14 protein-coding genes and 3 rRNA genes are annotated in these 20,550 nt (G+C 56.9%); 8 read left to right on the forward strand and 9 right to left on the reverse strand.

What is annotated here, in order from left to right; all coding sequences use genetic code 11:
- Positions 1–79: 79 nt before the first annotated feature.
- The 4 genes from PMA3_RS19005 (at position 80) to PMA3_RS19020 (ending at position 4,623) form a co-directional block, all read left to right on the forward strand.
- Positions 80–964 (forward strand): LysR substrate-binding domain-containing protein, encoded by an 885-nt coding sequence (locus PMA3_RS19005; RefSeq protein WP_064678626.1) that lies wholly within the window; start codon positions 80–82, stop codon positions 962–964.
- Between the two features lie 114 nt (positions 965–1,078).
- Positions 1,079–1,942 (forward strand): amidohydrolase family protein, encoded by an 864-nt coding sequence (locus PMA3_RS19010; RefSeq protein WP_064678627.1) that lies wholly within the window; start codon positions 1,079–1,081, stop codon positions 1,940–1,942.
- 53 nt (positions 1,943–1,995) lie between these two features.
- The gene (locus PMA3_RS19015) at positions 1,996–3,309 is read left to right on the forward strand and encodes a dicarboxylate/amino acid:cation symporter (protein WP_064678628.1); all 1,314 of its coding nucleotides are present in this window, start codon (positions 1,996–1,998) and stop codon (positions 3,307–3,309) included.
- Positions 3,310–3,393: 84 nt separating this feature from the next.
- The gene (locus PMA3_RS19020; protein ID WP_064678629.1) at positions 3,394–4,623 is read left to right on the forward strand and encodes an OprD family porin; all 1,230 of its coding nucleotides are present in this window, start codon (positions 3,394–3,396) and stop codon (positions 4,621–4,623) included.
- Positions 4,624–4,671: 48 nt separating this feature from the next.
- Here PMA3_RS19020 and dctA read toward each other — a convergent pair whose 3' ends face one another.
- Complete coding sequence (dctA, locus tag PMA3_RS19025; protein ID WP_064678630.1) at positions 4,672–5,979, reverse strand: C4-dicarboxylate transporter DctA; 1,308 nt, start codon at positions 5,977–5,979, stop codon at positions 4,672–4,674.
- A 102-nt stretch (positions 5,980–6,081) separates the two neighbouring features.
- Entirely contained in the window at positions 6,082–7,251 is a 1,170-nt protein-coding gene (locus PMA3_RS19030) for a mandelate racemase/muconate lactonizing enzyme family protein (protein ID WP_064678631.1), read from the reverse strand.
- A 99-nt stretch (positions 7,252–7,350) separates the two neighbouring features.
- On the opposite strand from PMA3_RS19030, the gene PMA3_RS19035 reads away from it, so the two are divergent.
- Positions 7,351–8,226, forward strand: a complete 876-nt coding sequence (locus PMA3_RS19035) for a LysR family transcriptional regulator (RefSeq protein WP_064678632.1) — start codon at positions 7,351–7,353, stop codon at positions 8,224–8,226.
- Positions 8,227–8,348: 122 nt separating this feature from the next.
- On the opposite strand, the gene rrf is transcribed toward PMA3_RS19035, so the two are convergent.
- From rrf to PMA3_RS19065, 6 genes are all read right to left on the reverse strand, one after another.
- Positions 8,349–8,464 (reverse strand): 5S ribosomal RNA (rrf, locus tag PMA3_RS19040).
- Between the two features lie 152 nt (positions 8,465–8,616).
- Positions 8,617–11,508: ribosomal RNA gene (locus tag PMA3_RS19045) — 23S ribosomal RNA — on the reverse strand.
- A gap of 314 nt (positions 11,509–11,822) precedes the next feature.
- Positions 11,823–13,361 (reverse strand): 16S ribosomal RNA (locus tag PMA3_RS19050).
- The 16S, 23S and 5S rRNA genes sit together here, the layout of an rRNA operon.
- A 374-nt stretch (positions 13,362–13,735) precedes the next feature.
- Positions 13,736–14,857: a DmpA family aminopeptidase gene (locus PMA3_RS19055; RefSeq protein ID WP_064680759.1), complete on the reverse strand. Its 1,122-nt coding sequence runs from the start codon at positions 14,855–14,857 to the stop codon at positions 13,736–13,738.
- A gap of 83 nt (positions 14,858–14,940) precedes the next feature.
- Complete coding sequence (locus PMA3_RS19060; protein ID WP_064678633.1) at positions 14,941–16,050, reverse strand: polyamine ABC transporter substrate-binding protein; 1,110 nt, start codon at positions 16,048–16,050, stop codon at positions 14,941–14,943.
- A gap of 126 nt (positions 16,051–16,176) precedes the next feature.
- On the reverse strand, positions 16,177–16,992 hold the full coding sequence (locus PMA3_RS19065; RefSeq protein ID WP_064678634.1) for a carbon-nitrogen hydrolase family protein: 816 nt from the start codon (positions 16,990–16,992) through the stop codon (positions 16,177–16,179).
- Between the two features lie 15 nt (positions 16,993–17,007).
- Between PMA3_RS19065 and PMA3_RS33670 the strand changes: the two genes are divergently transcribed.
- Positions 17,008–17,106, forward strand: a complete 99-nt coding sequence (locus PMA3_RS33670) for a protease modulator HflK N-terminal domain-containing protein (protein ID WP_109413299.1) — start codon at positions 17,008–17,010, stop codon at positions 17,104–17,106.
- Between the two features lie 18 nt (positions 17,107–17,124).
- Positions 17,125–17,910: a helix-turn-helix domain-containing protein gene (locus tag PMA3_RS19070; protein WP_064680760.1), complete on the forward strand. Its 786-nt coding sequence runs from the start codon at positions 17,125–17,127 to the stop codon at positions 17,908–17,910.
- Positions 17,911–18,001: 91 nt separating this feature from the next.
- Here PMA3_RS19070 and PMA3_RS19075 read toward each other — a convergent pair whose 3' ends face one another.
- The gene (locus PMA3_RS19075; RefSeq protein WP_064678635.1) at positions 18,002–18,877 is read right to left on the reverse strand and encodes a LysR substrate-binding domain-containing protein; all 876 of its coding nucleotides are present in this window, start codon (positions 18,875–18,877) and stop codon (positions 18,002–18,004) included.
- A gap of 135 nt (positions 18,878–19,012) precedes the next feature.
- Here PMA3_RS19075 and PMA3_RS19080 point away from each other — a divergent pair, with 135 nt between their 5' ends.
- Complete coding sequence (locus PMA3_RS19080; RefSeq protein WP_064678636.1) at positions 19,013–20,404, forward strand: FAD-dependent oxidoreductase; 1,392 nt, start codon at positions 19,013–19,015, stop codon at positions 20,402–20,404.
- Positions 20,405–20,550 lie beyond the last annotated feature (146 nt).

Below are 20,550 nucleotides of genomic sequence, written 5' to 3' on the forward strand. Positions count from 1 at the left end.
GCTCTATGGCAGCCCCGTCTCGCGAGAAAGCGTGTTGGAGGAAAAGCGTTAACATGAGCTTTTCCCCCGAGAACGGCTCATGGACCTAAAACAACTCGAATGTTTCGTACGGGTCGCCGAATTCGGAAGTTTTACCAAAGCGGCCGCGGTATTGAACATCTCCCAGTCGGTGGTCAGCCGCCAGGTTCGACAACTGGAAGTCGAATTACAGGAGCATCTGTTGCTGCGCCATGGCCGTGGCGTGTTGCTGACCGCTTCTGGCCAGCGGCTGTTCGATCACGGCAAAGGCATCTTGCGCCAGGTGCAAGTGGCTCGCGAAGAGTTGCGCGAGCAACGCGACACCTTGTCCGGCAAAGTGGTGATCGGGCTTCCACCCAGTATTTCCCGACGCCACACTGTGGCCCTGGTATCGGCCTTCCGTGAACGTTTTCCCGGTTGCTCGTTAGGTATCAAGGAGGGATTGAGCCATTCGATGCGCGAATGGCTGTTGCTCGGCCGCCTGGACTTCGCACTGCTGTTCAACCCGGCCCACAGCGCACAATTGCACTACGAGCACATCCATTCCGAGCCATTGATGTTGATCGGGTCCTCCCGTTCAGATCTGCCTGAAACAGTCGCCATGCACGATCTGGGGCGCTATCCGCTGATCATACCCAGCGAACCTCATTCCCTGCGTCGGCTGGTCGAAACCCAGGCATCCCGTCATGACATCACACTGGACGTGTGCCTGGAAATCGACAGCATTCCCTCGCTCCTGGAGCTGATCAAGCTGGGCATGGGCTACGGCGTCCTGTTCCGGTCCGCCCTCGCCGGGAGCGACAGTCTGCCCGATGACTTGAGAGCGGCGCAGATTGTCGAGCCCTCCATTCCTACCCACCTGTTTATTGCGACATCGGAGCAGCGACCGTTGACGCGTCTGGCTGAGAAGACATTGGCCATGGTCCGTGAAATCTGCATACCGTGAAAGCTCGCATGCAAAATCTGCATAGCTGCTAGAACCTGGACCCGGTTGTTCGACACGCGTGCAAAGACGACCATCAGGTATCGCTTTCAAACGCAGATCAATGAAGGACACCCGATGAAAAGTTGCCTTGCTCCTGACCCAAATCCCACCAGACCCGTGCAAGCACTGCCAGTGGGTGCCTGGGACGCACACTGCCACGTGTTCGGCCCTGCCGCTCGATTCCCTTACGCCGCCGACCGCAGCTACACCCCGCCCGACGCGCCTGTTGAAACCCTGTGTGCGTTGCACGATCACTTGGGGTTCAGCCGTGGGGTGATCGTCCAGGCCAGTTGCCACGGCACTGATAACCGCGCCATGCTCGACGCCATTGCGCGTAGCGAAGGACGATATCGCGGCGTGGCCATCGTCGACGGCAGCGAAAGCGACGCCCAACTCGCCGCGATGGATGCCGGCGGCGTGCGCGGGGTTCGCTTCAATTTTGTCGCGCACCTGGGCGGCGCCCCTGACCTGGAGGTGTTTGATCGCACTGTCGATCGACTCGCGCCGCTGGGCTGGCACGTGGTGCTGCATCTCGACGCCCAGGACATCCTGACCTACGTCGATCGCCTGGCCCGGATCCCCGTGCCGTTCATCATCGATCACATGGGTCGGGTCAAGGCTGAAGAAGGTATCGAACAATCGTCCTTCCTGGCGCTGCTCGACCTGATGGAAAATCCCCTGGCCTGGGTCAAGGTCTGCGGGGCCGAGCGGGTGTCCAGCGGTCGTCGACCGTTCGATGACGCCATCCCCTTCGCCGAACGACTGATCCAGGCAGCACCGGATCGCGTGCTGTGGGGCACCGATTGGCCACATCCCAATATCAGCAAAGACATGCCCGACGACGGTGGTCTGGTCGATCTGATGTTCCGCTTCTGCACCGACCCGGTATTGCGTCAAAAGCTAATGATCGACAACCCGCTGAAATTGTACGGACGCTGACAGCAGTTTCCCTTGCCACACCTCCAACAATAAGATGGCAGCGAGTAAACCTTATGAACCCTATTCCTGTGCCCGCTCAGGTCGAAACACCGACCAGCGCTAACGTGAAAACCAAACAACCCTTTTACCGTGCGATGTATTTTCAGGTCCTGCTGGGAATCATCGTCGGTGTGCTTGTCGGCCACTTCTGGCCTGATTTCGCCGCTGACCTCAAACCCTTGGGCGATGCGTTCATCAAGTTGATCAAGATGATCATCGGCCCCGTCGTTTTCTGTACGGTAGTGACCGGCATCGCCGGCATGCGGGATTTGAAAAAGGTCGGCCGTGTCGGCGGCAAGGCATTGTTGTACTTCGAAATCATTTCGACGGTCTCGCTATTGATCGGGTTGATCGGCGGCCATCTGTTCAATCCCGGCGGTGGGTTCAACGTTGACGTCAATACGCTCGATGCCAAGGCGGTGACCGGCTTCGCGGAAAAAGCCCAGCACCTGAACATGGTTGATTTCCTCATGGGCATCATCCCCAGCACCTTCACCCAGGCGTTCACCGAGGGCAACGTGCTGTGCATCTTGCTGGTATCGGTGCTGTTCGGTTGTGCGCTGTCGGCCATGGGTGAGAAAGGCAAGCCGGTGTACGACATCATCGAGGGCCTTTCGGGCGTGTTCTTCCGCATCGTCCACATTATCGCCAAGCTGTCGGCCATTGGCGCCTTCGGTGCCATAGCGTTCACCGTCGGCACTTACGGGGTCGAATCGCTGCTGCCGCTGCTTAAATTGATCGGCAGTTTCTACCTGCTGTGCATCTTCTTTGTGGTTGTCATCCTCGGCGGGGTCGCACGGGTGTGCGGCTTCAGCATCCTGCGCTTCCTCGCCTATATCAAAGAAGAACTGTTGGTGGTACTGGGCACCAGTTCCTCGGAAGTGGTGCTGCCGCAAATCATGGACAAGATGGAACGCCTGGGCTGTTCCAAACCCGTCGTGGGCCTGGTGATCCCGACCGGCTACTCCTTCAATCTGGACGGCACCAACATCTACCTGACGATGGCAGTGTTGTTCATTGCCCAAGCGTTGAACATCGACTTGACCCTGTCACAGCAATTGACCCTGGTGGTCGTGGCGATGCTGACGTCCAAAGGTGCCAGCGGAGTGTCCGGCGCGGCGTTCGTGATGTTGACCAGCACCTTGATGGTGGTACCGATCGTACCTGTCGCCGGCATGGTGTTGATCCTCGGCATCCACCGCTTCATGGGCACAGGGCTGGCCATGACCAACCTGGTGGGCAACGGTGTAGCGACCTTGGTGGTTTCCGCCTGGGAAAAAGAGCTGGACCGCAAAAAACTGGCTCAAGAACTGGGCTGCAAGGCTTAACACCCTCCCCCTAACAACCTCCAATCGAGTGCCTGTTCGGTCCAGTGCCGAACAGCGACTCGTCGCGTCGGGAAAATAATAAAAATGAACCGTACCCTGTCTATCGCCATGCTTGTACCGGGTGTCTGCTGGAGCATTTCCTCGATGGCCGCCGGCTTTATCGAGGACAGCAAGGCGAGCCTCGAAGCCCGTAATTTTTACTACAACGGCGACTTTCGAGATGGCGTCGGCGCCTCAAAACGGGAGGAATGGGCACAAGGGTTTCTGCTCAATTACGAGTCCGGTTTCACCCAAGGCTCCGTTGGATTCGGGATGAATGCGCTGGGTTTCGCCGGTTATCAATTGGACTCCAGCCCTGATCGCACTGGCAGCGGCCTGTTGCCCCGGCGCGCATCCGGTGAAGCCGCTGATGAATATTCCAAAGGCGGACTGGCAGCCAAGGCCAGGTTTTCCAAAACCACCCTGAACTACGGCATTGCGCTACCCAAAGTGCCCGTCCTGCAATTCAACGGCAGTCGGCTGTTTCCCCAGACTTTCCAGGGTACTCAGGTCAGCTCCGGCGAAATCGAACATCTGACGGTGAACTTCGCTCAGTTCGATAAAACCGTCACCCCGGACTCTACCGATAAACGGGACATCGGCATCGCGGCCAAGGACGGACGATATCGAGCCACCGGCGTCGGTGACCACTTCCGTTATGGCGGCGGCAGCTATCAACTCGCGCCGACACTGACCGGTAGCTATTACTTCGGCGCACTGGACGATGTGTATCGTCAGCAGTTCTTCGGCCTGATTCACACCACACGCGTCGGTAACGGCACAATGACCACCGATGTACGCGCCTTCTCCAGCCGCGATATCGGTGCCGCAAAAGCTGGCAAGGTGGATAACCGGGCCTACTCTGCCGCAGTGGGCTACAACCTCGATAGCGGCCACAGCGTGCTGGCAACCTATCAAGTCATGAAGGGCGCCACCGGTTTCCCTTATATCAACAACCCCTACTTACCCAACTATGTGCAATACCATGACTTCGGCAGCGCTGGCGAACGCAGTTGGCAGCTGCGCTACGGTTACAACTTCGCGCCGATGGGCATTCCTGGCCTGACCTTTTTCACGGCCTACATACGCGGGACAGGGCTGGACAAGCCGGGCGCCGAAAAGGAATGGGAACGCGACATCGATGTGACCTACGCTTTCCAGGACGTCCTGAAAGGGTTCTCTGTCCGCTGGCGCAACGCAACCTACCGCAGCGATGATGGCCGTGACATAGATGAAAACCGCTTGATCGCCAGTTACTCGTTTTCGTTGTTTTAAATCACTCTTCAAAAAAACCCGACGCAAGCGTCGGGTAAAGTGCACTACTTACTTTTGCGCCAGTAACGCTTTGCGCGACGCCTTTTCGTGTTTCATTGCGGCAATCTCACGCTCGCAGGTTTCAACGTCGAAGGAATTGTCCCACTTGGCAATTGCGATGGTGCCGATACCATTACCAATCAGGTTGGTCACGGCGCGTGCTTCATTGAGGAAACGGTCGATGCCCAACAGCAGGACAAGGCCTACCAACGGAATGGAGTGGATGGTTGTAAGCGTTGCCGCAAGGGTTATGAACCCGGCACCCGCCACGCCAGCGGAGCCTTTTGAGGTCAGCAGGAAGACGCCCAACAGAATCATCTGATCCATAAACGTCAGTGGCGTATTGGTTGCCTGTGCGATAAAAATCGCCGCCATGGTGAGGTAAATGCAGGTGCCATCCGCGTTGAAGGCATATCCAGTGGGTAGCACCATGCCCACCACTGACTTCTTGCAGCCCAGCTTTTCAAGTTTCACCATCATTCGCGGAAGCACGGCTTCGGTTGAGCAGGTGCCAAGCGTGATGAGAATTTCATCTTTGAAATAACGAAGAAATTGCATAAGCGGCATGCCCGACCATCTAGCAACCGTACCCAGCACTACCACGATGAAAATCAAGGTCGTGATGTAGAGCGCGACCAGCAACTGGCCGAGTGACAGCAAGGTACCAATTCCGTACTTGCCGATCGTGAACGCCATCCCGGCACCGGCACCAATCGGAGCCAGACGCATAACCATTGCCACGATCTTGAACAGCCCTTGCAGAAACAGGTCGATGGTATTGATCAGCGGCTTGCTGGTTTCGCCCATTTGAACGAGGGCAACGCCCATCAAAACCGAAATCAAGATGACCTGAAGCATGACGCCATTCGAGAATGCGCCAATGAAGGTACTCGGGATTATGTTGAGAAAGAAATCGATTGTTCCGCCCTGCTCAGTGGCGGCTTGGCTGTACTTGGTGATAGCGCTGGCATCAAGCGTGGTAGCGTTGATATTCATACCAGCGCCTGGCTTTGCGATATTGACCACAATAAGGCCAATGACCAGCGCGATGGTTGAAAGGATTTCAAAGTAGAGCAGCGCTTTGACACCGATCCGCCCGACTTCCTTGATGCTGCCCATCTTAGCGATACCAACGACGACGGTACCGAAAATAATAGGCGCCAACAGCATTTTGATGAGTTTGATAAAGCCATCCGCAAAAGGTTGGAGCTTGGCTCCGAATTGCGGTTCAAAGTGACCAATTGCTGCACCGATGACGATACCGATCAGCACCTGCACATACAGCTGGCTGTACCAGCGGGACTTGGAGATTTCCACGGGAGCACCTCATTTTATTTTTGTGATGGGCGTGTGGCGTGGCGTCAGTGAGTGACGCCTGATAACGGCGGCCTCCTGCAAGAGGCCGCCGTTCGAGGGCTATCAGCCTTCGCCCAGCTCACGCATAACGGCGTACAAGGCAGACTTGGCTTCGAAACCGACGCCAGGAATATCCGGCAATCCGACGTAACCGTGCTCTACCTGGATGCCGTCAGCGAAGCCGCCGAAGGGCTGGAATACATCCGGGTAGGATTCGTTACCGCCCAGGTGCAGGCCCGCTGCGATGTTCAGGGACATCTGGTGACCACCGTGGGGCACCACGCGGCGGGAAGACCAACCCATTTCTTTCATGACGTCCAGGGTGCGCATGTACTCGACCAGACCGTAGGACAATGCGCAGTCGAACTGGACAAAGTCGCGATCAGGACGCATGCCACCGTGGCGCAGCAGGTTACGAGCATCCTGGTGGGAGAACAGGTTTTCACCCGTGGCCATGGGCAGTTCATAGTGATTTGCCAACTCCGCCTGCAGTGCGTAGTCCAGCGGATCGCCAACTTCTTCGTACCAGAAGAGGTTGTACTTCTTGATGGCTTCGGCGTAGGCAATACCCGTTTTCAGGTCGAAGCGACCGTTGGCGTCCACTGCCAGGCGACGACCGTCGCCTACAACCTCCAATACCGCCTCGATACGACGAATGTCTTCGTCCAACGGTACTGCACCGATCTTCATTTTGACCACGTCGTAGCCGCGGTCCAGATAGCTCTGCATTTCAGCTTTGAGTTTGGTCTGGTCTTTACCTGGATAGTAGTAACCACCTGCCGCGTAGACCCAGACCTTGTCGTCGGCCACGCCGTCACGGTAACGGTCGGCCAGCAGGCGATACAGAGGCTTGCCTTCGATCTTGGCCACGGCATCCCATACGGCCATATCGATAGTGCCGACAGCAACCGAGCGCTCGCCATGGCCGCCGGGCTTTTCGTTAGTCATCAGGGTCTTCCAGATGGCGAACGGGTCCAGGTTGTTGCGCTCTTTATCGATCAGGGATTCAGGGTCAGCTTCCAGGACTCGAGCCAGGAAGCGATCACGCATCAGCGCGCCTTGACCGTAACGACCGTTAGAGTTGAAACCATAACCGATGACAGGTTTACCATCGCGAATGACATCCGTGATGACGGCGACGACCGAGCAGGTCATTTTCGAAAAGTCGATGTAGGCATTGGCGATCGGGGAGGCTATGGAAACAGTTTTTTCTCGGATGTCGACGATACGCATGACGGGTTCCTCTTGTTGTAGGTGGCCCCACGTTATGCTTTGCGATGACCGCGGCCCAATGCTATTAATGCGGCGCCCTATGCACAGGAGGCATTGCCCTTGGAACTCGTTTGGCTCGAAGATTTTTCAGCGCTGGCGGAATACGGCAGCTTTGTTCGTGCCGCTGAAGCGCGTCATATCACTCAGCCGGCCTTCAGTCGAAGGGTCCGTTCGCTTGAGAACTGGATGGGGGTCGAGCTGTTCGTCCGTACGCCTCAGGGGGCCACGCTTACAGCCGCTGGAAAGCAGATTTTGCCCAGCGCCCAAGAGACTGCCCGGCGCTTGTACAGGATGCGCAGTGAAGCTCAGGAAGTTGCGGGAACGGCCGCCAGGACGCTGCAATTCTCCGCGACCCATTCCTTATCATTCACATTTTTTCCCAAATGGTTAAGAAGAGCGGAAAGTGGCGCACCTATCGAGGCCGTACGCCTGCATTCAGATAGCATGGCTATTTGTGAGCAGATGCTGATTCACGGCCAGGTTCAGTTCCTGCTTTCTCATCGCCACCCCGATGTCCCACCTTTGTTGGCCGCTGATCAGTTCATCAGCAAGAAGGTTGGCGAGGATGTCCTCGTGCCGCTGGCGAGTGCTTCTGCCCATTTCGGGACATCACCAGCAACTCTGCCGTACCTGGCGTATACACAAGAATCCGGGCTTGGGCGCATCGTCGCTCACCGCTTGCACGGCAAGGAAGATTTTCTTCATCTCAAGCCGCTTTTCAGTAGCCACCTCGCTGCGGTGCTGATGTCCATGGCATTGGAAAGCAAAGGTGTGGCGTGGTTACCCAGTAGCCTGACGGAACAGGAAATAGCGGATGGCCGTTTGGTACGAGCGCTTGACGAAAGTTGGGATATCCCCCTGGACATCCACCTCACGCGTCCAACCGCACCCATCAGTCCAGCCGCTGAAGAGTTCTGGGCCAAGCTGGGCGCATAGATGGCACTCCGAAGCCGGGCCTTGACGGTGGACTACGTGCCGGAACTCCTACAGGATTTCGCTTTATTCCAGGCAAAACAAAACCCCTACCTGCATACGCAGATAGGGGTTTCGGAATTCAATCTTGACGATGACCTACTCTCACATGGGGAAACCCCACACTACCATCGGCGATGCATCGTTTCACTGCTGAGTTCGGGATGGGATCAGGTGGTTCCAATGCTCTATGGTCGTCAAGAAATTCGGGTACTGAGTCGTGACCTGATGGCCTCGCTTCAGCAAATTGGGTATGTAATAGATTTGTGTGTTGCTGGCGAACTTTCGGTTCATTGCGTCTTCACACACCGCAATCTGGTGCTCTTACGAGCAAGCAAATTGCTTGGGTGTTATATGGTCAAGCCTCACGGGCAATTAGTATTGGTTAGCTCAACGCCTCACAGCGCTTACACACCCAACCTATCAACGTCGTAGTCTTCGACGGCCCTTCAGGGGACTCAAGGTCCCAGTGAGATCTCATCTTGAGGCTAGTTTCCCGCTTAGATGCTTTCAGCGGTTATCTATTCCGAACATAGCTACCCGGCAATGCCACTGGCGTGACAACCGGAACACCAGAGGTTCGTCCACTCCGGTCCTCTCGTACTAGGAGCAGCCCCTCTCAAATCTCAAACGTCCACGGCAGATAGGGACCGAACTGTCTCACGACGTTCTAAACCCAGCTCGCGTACCACTTTAAATGGCGAACAGCCATACCCTTGGGACCGGCTTCAGCCCCAGGATGTGATGAGCCGACATCGAGGTGCCAAACACCGCCGTCGATATGAACTCTTGGGCGGTATCAGCCTGTTATCCCCGGAGTACCTTTTATCCGTTGAGCGATGGCCCTTCCATACAGAACCACCGGATCACTAAGACCTACTTTCGTACCTGCTCGACGTGTCTGTCTCGCAGTCAAGCGCGCTTTTGCCTTTATACTCTACGACCGATTTCCGACCGGTCTGAGCGCACCTTCGTACTCCTCCGTTACTCTTTAGGAGGAGACCGCCCCAGTCAAACTACCCACCATACACTGTCCTCGATCCGGATAACGGACCTGAGTTAGAACCTCAAAGTTGCCAGGGTGGTATTTCAAGGTTGGCTCCACGCGAACTGGCGTCCACGCTTCAAAGCCTCCCACCTATCCTACACAAGCAAATTCAAAGTCCAGTGCAAAGCTATAGTAAAGGTTCACGGGGTCTTTCCGTCTAGCCGCGGATACACTGCATCTTCACAGCGATTTCAATTTCACTGAGTCTCGGGTGGAGACAGCGCCGCCATCGTTACGCCATTCGTGCAGGTCGGAACTTACCCGACAAGGAATTTCGCTACCTTAGGACCGTTATAGTTACGGCCGCCGTTTACCGGGGCTTCGATCAAGAGCTTCGCGTTAGCTAACCCCATCAATTAACCTTCCGGCACCGGGCAGGCGTCACACCCTATACGTCCACTTTCGTGTTTGCAGAGTGCTGTGTTTTTAATAAACAGTCGCAGCGGCCTGGTATCTTCGACCGGCATGGGCTTACGCAGTAAATGCTTCACCCTCACCGGCGCACCTTCTCCCGAAGTTACGGTGCCATTTTGCCTAGTTCCTTCACCCGAGTTCTCTCAAGCGCCTTGGTATTCTCTACCCAACCACCTGTGTCGGTTTGGGGTACGGTTCCTGGTTACCTGAAGCTTAGAAGCTTTTCTTGGAAGCATGGCATCAACCACTTCGTGTTCTAAAAGAACACTCGTCATCAGCTCTCGGCCTTAGAATCCCGGATTTACCTAAGATTCCAGCCTACCACCTTAAACTTGGACAACCAACGCCAAGCTGGCCTAGCCTTCTCCGTCCCTCCATCGCAATAACCAGAAGTACAGGAATATTAACCTGTTTTCCATCGACTACGCTTTTCAGCCTCGCCTTAGGGACCGACTAACCCTGCGTCGATTAACGTTGCGCAGGAAACCTTGGTCTTTCGGCGTGGGTGTTTTTCACACCCATTGTCGTTACTCATGTCAGCATTCGCACTTCTGATACCTCCAGCAAGCTTCTCAACTCACCTTCACAGGCTTACAGAACGCTCCTCTACCGCATCACCTAAGTGATACCCGTAGCTTCGGTGTATGGTTTGAGCCCCGTTACATCTTCCGCGCAGGCCGACTCGACTAGTGAGCTATTACGCTTTCTTTAAAGGGTGGCTGCTTCTAAGCCAACCTCCTAGCTGTCTAAGCCTTCCCACATCGTTTCCCACTTAACCATAACTTTGGGACCTTAGCTGACGGTCTGGGTTGTTTCCCTTTTCACGACGGACGTTAGCACCCGCCGTGTGTCTCCCATGCTCGGCACTTGTAGGTATTCGGAGTTTGCATCGGTTTGGTAAGTCGGGATGACCCCCTAGCCGAAACAGTGCTCTACCCCCTACAGTGATACATGAGGCGCTACCTAAATAGCTTTCGAGGAGAACCAGCTATCTCCGAGCTTGATTAGCCTTTCACTCCGATCCACAGGTCATCCGCTAACTTTTCAACGGTAGTCGGTTCGGTCCTCCAGTTAGTGTTACCCAACCTTCAACCTGCCCATGGATAGATCGCCCGGTTTCGGGTCTATTCCCAGCGACTAGACGCCCTATTAAGACTCGCTTTCGCTACGCCTCCCCTATTCGGTTAAGCTCGCCACTGAAAATAAGTCGCTGACCCATTATACAAAAGGTACGCAGTCACCTAACAAAGTAGGCTCCCACTGCTTGTACGCATACGGTTTCAGGATCTATTTCACTCCCCTCTCCGGGGTTCTTTTCGCCTTTCCCTCACGGTACTAGTTCACTATCGGTCAGTCAGTAGTATTTAGCCTTGGAGGATGGTCCCCCCATATTCAGACAAAGTTTCTCGTGCTCCGTCCTACTCGATTTCATGACTAAGAGATTTTCGCGTACAGGGCTATCACCCACTATGGCCGCACTTTCCAGAGCGTTCCGCTAATCTCAAAGCCACTTAAGGGCTAGTCCCCGTTCGCTCGCCACTACTAAGGGAATCTCGGTTGATTTCTTTTCCTCAGGGTACTTAGATGTTTCAGTTCCCCTGGTTCGCTTCTTAAGCCTATGTATTCAGCTTAAGATACCTAACTTATGTTAGGTGGGTTCCCCCATTCAGACATCTCCGGATCAAAGTCTGTTTGCCGACTCCCCGAAGCTTTTCGCAGGCTACCACGTCTTTCATCGCCTCTGACTGCCAAGGCATCCACCGTATGCGCTTCTTCACTTGACCATATAACCCCAAGCAATCTGGTTATACTGTGAAGACGACATTCGCCGAAAATTCGCATGCATTGCTCAATTAAGAGCTACTCACAAATTTTACCTTAGCCTGATCCAACACCAGTGAAAGTGTTGTTCAGTCTATCTTTCTATCACATACCCAAATTTTTAAAGAACGATCTAATCAAAGACTAGAAATCAATATTCATCTACGAATATTCATTTTAAACTCTAACGAGGAAGACAACCTTATGGATGCCTCTCGCCTCTACAGTGAATCAAGCAATTCGTGTGGGAACTTATGGAGCAGCTGATGTCGTCGATTAAGGAGGTGATCCAGCCGCAGGTTCCCCTACGGCTACCTTGTTACGACTTCACCCCAGTCATGAATCACACCGTGGTAACCGTCCTCCCGAAGGTTAGACTAGCTACTTCTGGTGCAACCCACTCCCATGGTGTGACGGGCGGTGTGTACAAGGCCCGGGAACGTATTCACCGCGACATTCTGATTCGCGATTACTAGCGATTCCGACTTCACGCAGTCGAGTTGCAGACTGCGATCCGGACTACGATCGGTTTTCTGGGATTAGCTCCACCTCGCGGCTTGGCAACCCTCTGTACCGACCATTGTAGCACGTGTGTAGCCCAGGCCGTAAGGGCCATGATGACTTGACGTCATCCCCACCTTCCTCCGGTTTGTCACCGGCAGTCTCCTTAGAGTGCCCACCATTACGTGCTGGTAACTAAGGACAAGGGTTGCGCTCGTTACGGGACTTAACCCAACATCTCACGACACGAGCTGACGACAGCCATGCAGCACCTGTCTCAATGTTCCCGAAGGCACCAATCCATCTCTGGAAAGTTCATTGGATGTCAAGGCCTGGTAAGGTTCTTCGCGTTGCTTCGAATTAAACCACATGCTCCACCGCTTGTGCGGGCCCCCGTCAATTCATTTGAGTTTTAACCTTGCGGCCGTACTCCCCAGGCGGTCAACTTAATGCGTTAGCTGCGCCACTAAGAGCTCAAGGCTCCCAACGGCTAGTTGACATCGTTTACGGCGTGGACTACCAGGGTATCTAATCCTGTTTGCTCCCCACGCTTTCGCACCTCAGTGTCAGTATCAGTCCAGGTGGTCGCCTTCGCCACTGGTGTTCCTTCCTATATCTACGCATTTCACCGCTACACAGGAAATTCCACCACCCTCTACCATACTCTAGCTTGTCAGTTTTGAATGCAGTTCCCAGGTTGAGCCCGGGGATTTCACATCCAACTTAACAAACCACCTACGCGCGCTTTACGCCCAGTAATTCCGATTAACGCTTGCACCCTCTGTATTACCGCGGCTGCTGGCACAGAGTTAGCCGGTGCTTATTCTGTCGGTAACGTCAAAACAGATACGTATTAGGTAACTGCCCTTCCTCCCAACTTAAAGTGCTTTACAATCCGAAGACCTTCTTCACACACGCGGCATGGCTGGATCAGGCTTTCGCCCATTGTCCAATATTCCCCACTGCTGCCTCCCGTAGGAGTCTGGACCGTGTCTCAGTTCCAGTGTGACTGATCATCCTCTCAGACCAGTTACGGATCGTCGCCTTGGTGAGCCATTACCTCACCAACTAGCTAATCCGACCTAGGCTCATCTGATAGCGCAAGGCCCGAAGGTCCCCTGCTTTCTCCCGTAGGACGTATGCGGTATTAGCGTCCGTTTCCGAGCGTTATCCCCCACTACCAGGCAGATTCCTAGGCATTACTCACCCGTCCGCCGCTCGCCACCAGGTACAAGTACCCGTGCTGCCGCTCGACTTGCATGTGTTAGGCCTGCCGCCAGCGTTCAATCTGAGCCATGATCAAACTCTTCAGTTCAAACATCTTTGGGTTTTTAAGAAACCCTAAACTTGGCTCAGCAATCGTTGGTTACATCTTTGATTTCTCGCGGAGTAACTTGTGATGCTGATAATCTTGTTGACTATCAGTCTGACTCCACAAGCACCCACACGAATTGCTTGATTCAGTTGTTAAAGAGCGGTTGGTTAAGATCTTTCGTCTCAACCGAGGCGCGCATTCTACGCTTTCCTCTGCTGCTGTCAAGCGGTTATTTAAGAAGCTTTTAAGATTTTCTCTTTAAACTTCAACCACTTGCGCCTCCGATCACTCGTTAGCGGGAGGCGAATAGTACAGTATTAAAATACCGGGTCAACCCCCTTCTGAAAGTTATTTTCCCGATACCCCTCGATCAGTCAGACATTCGCCGCTCCCGGCCAGCCGGCCTGATGCAAGGCCTTGAGCAGCGTCTCTGCATCCAGGCCCGGCACGGCATGGCCGTTGCCTTCGGCGGTGTCGGCGGCCAGCAAGGCATTGATGATGGCTTCTTCCACCGCTTCGGTGGCGGCCAGGAACAACTCGCTGATGTGGTCGTTGTTGACCATGCTCAGGTTTTCGGTCGTCGGCGCGCGCTTGCTTTCATAAGCGGCCGGCGGCATGTCGTTGCCGGTGGCGAAGGCGATGAAGATGTCACCGCTATGGTCTTCATTGCCGCCGCCGGTGCGGGCCAGGCCCAGGCTGGCGCGCTGGGCGAGACGGGTGCATTGATGGGGCAGCAACGGCGCATCCGTGGCCAGGCAAACGACGATCGAACCCATGCCCGGGTGCGGCAAGGACGCCTTGAGGAACGGCGAGTCGGCCTGTTCCATGTAGCGCCCGACCGGGTAGCCGTCGACGCGCAGTTCATTACGGATGCCGTGGTTGGCCTGGACGATGGCGCCAACGGTCCAGCCGCCCTGGGCACTGCTCAGACGCCGTGAAGCGGTGCCGATGCCGCCCTTGAATTCATGACAGATCATGCCGCTGCCGCCGCCGACCGCCCCCTCGGTCACCGCCCCGCCCGCTGCGGCACCCAAGGCTTCGGCGACGTGTTCAGGTTTCACATGGAAGCCGTTGATGTCGTTGAGCAGGCCGTCGAAAGTCTCAAGCACCACCGGCATGTTCCAGTAGAGGCGCCCGTCATCCGGCTGTTGCTCCCGGTCCAGCACAATCAGCGCATCGCGCACCACGCCCAGGCTGTGGGTGTTGGTGAAGGCGATGGGACTGGTCAACAGGCCGGCCTCGCGAATCCACTCCAGACCTGTGGCGTCGCCGTTGCCGTTCAGCACATGGACGCCGGCAAAGCACGGTTGCTGGCTGGTGGAGCCTGCTCGCGGTTCGATAACAGTGACACCGGTCAAAATGTCGCGGCCGTTGGCGGTGCGTCCTCGCACATTGCTGTGGCCGACGCGTACGCCGGGCACATCGGTGATGGCATTGAGGGGACCGGGGTGCAGTTGGCCGAACCGAATGTTCAGGTCACGGGCACGTGGTTTTATCGTCACTTTCATGATTTCTCTCTTTTGTTTGATGTGCTTCATGAAGGGGTTTGGCCAGTCAGCAGCAGGGCCGAGTCTGTCCATCAAGCGCCGGTCTTGACTGTGTTCCAGGCACGGGTGCGCACGCGTTCCATCTTCAGCGGCAGTGGTTCCAGCGGAAACAACGTGTCCAACACTTGTCTGGACGGATACACACCGGGGTTGTCGCGGATTTTCTGCTCGACAAGCGCGGTGGCATCCTTGTTGGCGTTCGGATAGCTCAGGTAGTTGGAGGATTCAGCGATGACTTCGGGGCGCAACATATAGTTGATGAACGCCAACCCTTGCTCCGGGTTCGGCGCATCGTTGAGCTGCACCAGGCTCTCCACCCACACCGGGGCGCCTTCGCGGGGAATGCTGTAGACGAGTTTGCGTTGGTTGCCAGCCAGCTCAGAGGCCTTTTGCGCATCGGCGACACCACCGGCCCAGCCCAGCACGACGCAGATGTTGCCGTTGGCCAGATCGGAGATGAACTTGGAAGAATCGAAGTAGACGATATGGGGGCGCAGCTTCAGCAGCAGTGCCTGGGCTTTTTTGTAATCCTCGGGGTTCTGGCTGTTATAAGGCAGCCCCAGGTAGTGCAACGCGATGGGAATGACCTCGCTGGGGGCATCCAGCATGGCCACACCGCATTGACTCAGTTTGGCCAGGTTTTCTTCCTTGAAAATCAGGTCCCAGGAATTGACGGGCGCATCCGGGCCGAGTATCGATCTAACCTTGTCCGCGTCATAGCCGATGCCCGTGGTCCCCCACAGATAAGGAGCCGCATATTCGTTTCCGGGATCGTTGCTCTGCAACTTGGCGAGGATGTCGGGGTCGAGGTGGGACCAGTTGGGCAGCTTCGAGCGATCCAGTTTTTTCAGCACGCCCGCCTTGATCAGGTTCGGCAGCAGGTCACCACTGGCAACCACTACGTCATAGCCGCTGCGGCCGGCCATCAGCTTGCTTTGCATGACGTCGCTGTTGTCGAACACATCGTACACAGCGCTGATGCCCGCTTCCTTTTCGAAGTCTTTCATCGTGTTCGGGGCTATGTAGTCATACCAGTTGTAGATGTGCACGCTGGATTTGGCAGGCTCGTCGGCCTGGGCGCAGGCCAGGCCGACACTGAACAGCGTGGCCAGGACGAATGGCATGTAGCGAGTCGCTTTCATCGGGATGCTCCAGAGCATTGGCGTCGGGTCCAGGGACACGCGCGCTGCTCCTGCTAGTGTGTGAATTATTGTTGTGGTTGGGTCAACATCGAATCAAAACGGCGGGGCACACCCCTCGCGCCTGGTTCAGGGGATCAGTAGTTCGCGTCGACCATCACTGTGCTCGATCTGCTCGCCGATCAGGAGCAGGCGGCGATCACTGAGGTAGTCGTAGTCGCGGCGGACGGTGCGCAGCAAGTCGAGATCCAGCTCAACCACCTGCCGACACTCCGTGCGCCCCGCTTCGAATAACGTCCGCCCGAAGGGATCGATCGCTGCACTCCCACCGGCAAACACCAGGCCTTCATCGCCGTCGCCGACTCGATTCACCATCACCGCGAATGCCTGGTTTTCCTGAGCGCGAGCCATGATCGCGGTCCGGTGGACAGGACCGTAGGGATCCATATTGCCGTTAGTGACCAGGATCAGCTCGGCGCCGAGCTGGCCGAGGGCTCGAGCACTTTCCGGCAACTCGATGTCGTAGCAAATCAGGAGGCCGACCCGGACGCCCTTCCAGAGCGCAGTGGCATAGCGGTCGCCCGGTTGGAACAGGCCGCGCTCCGACGGCCAGAGGTGAGTCTTGCGATAGTGCAAGGCGATCCCTTGTGGGGTGATCAGCAGGGAGGTGTTGTAGAAGATGCCGTCGTCGTTCTCGGCCATGCCAACCACCACCGCGACGTTCCGTTCCCGGGCGGCGCACTGCACGGCCTGCACACTCGGCCCGTCCAGGGGCTCGGCGACTTCGGCGAGCTGTTGCGCGCTGGCGAACCCCATCAATTGGGTCTCTGGAAATATCAGCAGATCGGTATCCGCTGCGCAGGTAGCGATGGCCTGCAAGGTACGCTTCAGGTTATAAGCGGTATCGCCATCGCGACCGGTAAGTTGTACGAGTTCAATCTTCATCGGTGATCCTTTCGCATGTTGTGGGCTCGCAATCGCCATACTGAACAGCACCCGCCAGGGCTGGATGAAGTATGGAGAGCCGTAAAACGGAAAGTAATCACATCGATGGGGTAACCCCGTATGGGTAGACACGTGAGCATTACGTTGCAGGACATGGCCTGGCACCAGGCGATTGGCAAGCTGATCGAGGCACTGGACCGGCCTGGTTTCTGGCTGGCCCTGGTGCGCCTGCTGGACCGATACATTCCGGTGGACAGCTGGGTCGTGCTGATTTTCAGCAATGGCCGTCCGCAGGTACTCGCCGAATGCCCAGGCAAGGATGGCGGGCCGGATCCGCTCTTTCAGGACTACCTCAAAGGCCTGTATCTGCTCGATCCGTTTTACCTGGCCAACCGGGAAGCGCCGCAGAACGGTGTGTTCTGGCTAGCGGACGTGGCACCGGAGTGCTTCGAGCAGACCGACTATTACCAACGCTACTTCCGCCTCAATATCGTTGCCGACGAAGTCCATATCAACGTCCAGCTCGACCCGGAACGCACCCTCAGCCTGTCACTGGGCAGCGAGGCCCCCTTCAGTCCGGAGCAAACTGCCCTGCTCACACTCGTCCAGCCTTGGGTCGCCGCCCTGATGCGCCAGCGCATGGCATTCGAGCGGGAGGTGCTGGAGCAGGCCCCTGCGCCGACGCCACGCTGGCAGAACTGGCTCGACGCCACTGACCAGCAGTTGGACACACCGCTGTCCGCCCGCGAACTCGAAGTCGGCCGGCTGATGCTCAGCGGCTGCTCGAACAAGGAGATCGCGCGCAAGCTGGCGATTTCCGCCGAGACGGTGAAGGTCCACCGCAAGCACATGTACAGCAAGCTCGGGATCAAATCCCAGTCCGAGCTGTTCTCGCTGTTTCTCAACGCGCAGAGCTGAAGGCCTCGCTTCATGATGGCGTCAGCGCCCAGACAATCGGCTTCGTCGCAGCCTCGCGTCCACATCGGACGAACGCCTGCCTGGGCTCAAATCACTCGGCCACCGACTCTCGAACCATGTCGAAAAAGGTCGTCAGGATGCGTCGGGAACTCTGTGCGCGCAGGCAAACCAATGTTTCGGTGAAGCGCTGCCGACTATCGATGATCGGCAATCCGCAGAGCCGCGAATCAGCGCCAAGCTCGGCCGCGGAGACAACCCCGACCCCCATACCGATCGCGACGGCCTCGCGCGCCGCTTCACGCCCTTCCACCTCGATGGCCTTGCGAATGCTCAAGCCCGCCGCTGCCATTTCCTCTTCCAGGGATAGCCGCGTAACCGAGCCCTTCTCGCGCAAGACCAGAGGCGTGTTGTCCAGATCGGCCAGGCAGATGGAGGTTCGTTGCGCCCAAGGGTGGTCATGGGCGACGAAGGCGAGCATCGGGTCACTGCGTAGATGCAGCTTCAGCAATCGGTCATCTTCGATATTGCGCCCCAGCAGGGCAATGTCAGCCTGGTGCCCGAACAACCGCTGCAGGACTTCATCGGTATTGGCCGTTTCAACCTTCACATCGATACCCGGGTATCGAGCGCAGAAGCGCGCGACATAGGGCAGCACATGCACTGGCGCATCCACGGCAAGGTTCAAGGTGCCAGTCGACAGGGTGCGGTAGTCCATCAGCATGTCGTGGGCATCGACACTGATATCGAACAGGCGCCGGGTCAGGCCGAACAGCCGCTCACCCACTTCAGTCAGGCGCACCAGACGCTTGTCGCGGTAGAACACCATCACCCCGTAGTAGTCCTCGAGCTTGCGAACCTGATCGGACACCGCCGGTTGAGACAGGCAGAGCTGCTCGGCCGCGCGCGTGAAGCTGCCATTCATGGCCACGGCGTGGAACGCCTTGAGCTGGGTATGGGAAATAGTCATCGGGGAAGCCTTTGCATAGGTTGAGCTTATTCATGCATACGATAAATCGATTTTATTTATAGACGATGAACTGCAAGCATGGTTTTCGCAAGTTGCCTGACCCCTGCCCCGAATCGATCCCACGGAGATGACCCCATGCGCCCCTACTGGCTCGACCAGGCCCTGAAAAACCAGTCCGACACGCCCTGCCCGCCGTTGCGGCAGAACACCCGCGCCGATGTCTGCATAGTCGGTGGCGGTTATACCGGGTTGTGGACGGCCATCATGCTCAAGGAACAGAACCCCGAGCTGGACGTGGTCATCGTCGAAGCCGACATCTGCGGTGCCGGTGCCAGTGGGCGCAATGGCGGCTGCGCACTGTCCTGGTCGGCCAAGTACTTCACGCTCGAGCGTTTGTTCGGTCAAGCCGAAGCGGTGCGTCTGGTGAAGGCCTCGGAAGACAGCATCCGGGCCATCGGCGACTTCTGTCGCCAGTATGCCGTGGATGCCGACTATCGCCTCGACGGCACCCTCTATACCGCCACCAACCGGGCTCAACAGGGTTCGACCGATGCCGTGGTCGCCGCGCTGGAGCGCAACGGCATCAACTCCTTTTCCCGATGCCCGCTGCCCGACCTGCAACGCATGGCCGGCTCGACCCGGCACATCGAAGGCTGGTTCTCGCCAGCGGCTGCCAGCGTGCAGCCGGGCAAGCTGGTCCGTGGCCTGCGCCGGGTCGCGCTCGAACTTGGCGTGCGAATCTACGAGGGCACGCCGATGACCGGCCTGGAACAAGGGCTGCCGGCCACCATCAATACGCCGGGCGGGCAAGTCGTCGCCAACCGCGTGGTGCTGGCGATCAACGCGTGGATGGCGCGGGCTTTTCCAGAGTTTTCGCGCTCGGTGGCCATCGTCTCCAGCGACATGATCATCACCGAGCCGCGACCGGACCTGCTCGAACGCATCGGCCTGACCAGCGGGGTCACCGTACTCGACTCGCGCATCTTCGTGCACTACTACCACAACACCCCGGACGGCCGGATCATGCTCGGCAAAGGTGGCAACACCTTCGCCTACGGCGGGCGCATCCTGCCGGTATTCGACCAGCCTTCACCGTACAAAGGGTTGTTGCGCAACACCCTGGCGGAGTTCTTTCCAGACTTTGCCGATGTCGACATCGCCGCCACCTGGAATGGCCCGTCCGATCGCTCCGTCACCGGGCTACCTTTCTTCGGCCGTATGGGCGCCAGCGGCAACATCTTTTACGGCTTCGGCTATTCCGGCAGCGGCGTCGGTCCCTGTCATATGGGCGGGCAAATCCTGTCATCGCTGGTGTTGGGGGTGGACAACCCCTGGACACGCTCGCCGCTGGTGCAAGGTCCGCTCGGCCATTTCCCACCGGAGCCGATCCGCTACCTGGGTTCGCTGATGGTGCGCAACGCCATTCGCCGCAAAGAGCATGCCGAGGACCACAACCTGCGCCCCCGTCGACTGGATGTGCGTCTGGCGAAATTCGCCGCGGCGGCCGGCAAGTCAGACAAGGGATAACGCACCGGTCACTCAACGGAACTTCAACCGCACCAGCACAAAACCCCCACCCGGCCCTTTGGCCTGGTGGGGTTTTGTGCTTGGAATCAACCGTTCAACTTATAAGCTCAGCTTGTTATTGACATGTGATAAATCGATTTCAGTTA

Source organism: Pseudomonas silesiensis (assembly GCF_001661075.1).
GTDB classification, from domain to species: Bacteria; Pseudomonadota; Gammaproteobacteria; order Pseudomonadales; family Pseudomonadaceae; genus Aquipseudomonas; species Aquipseudomonas silesiensis.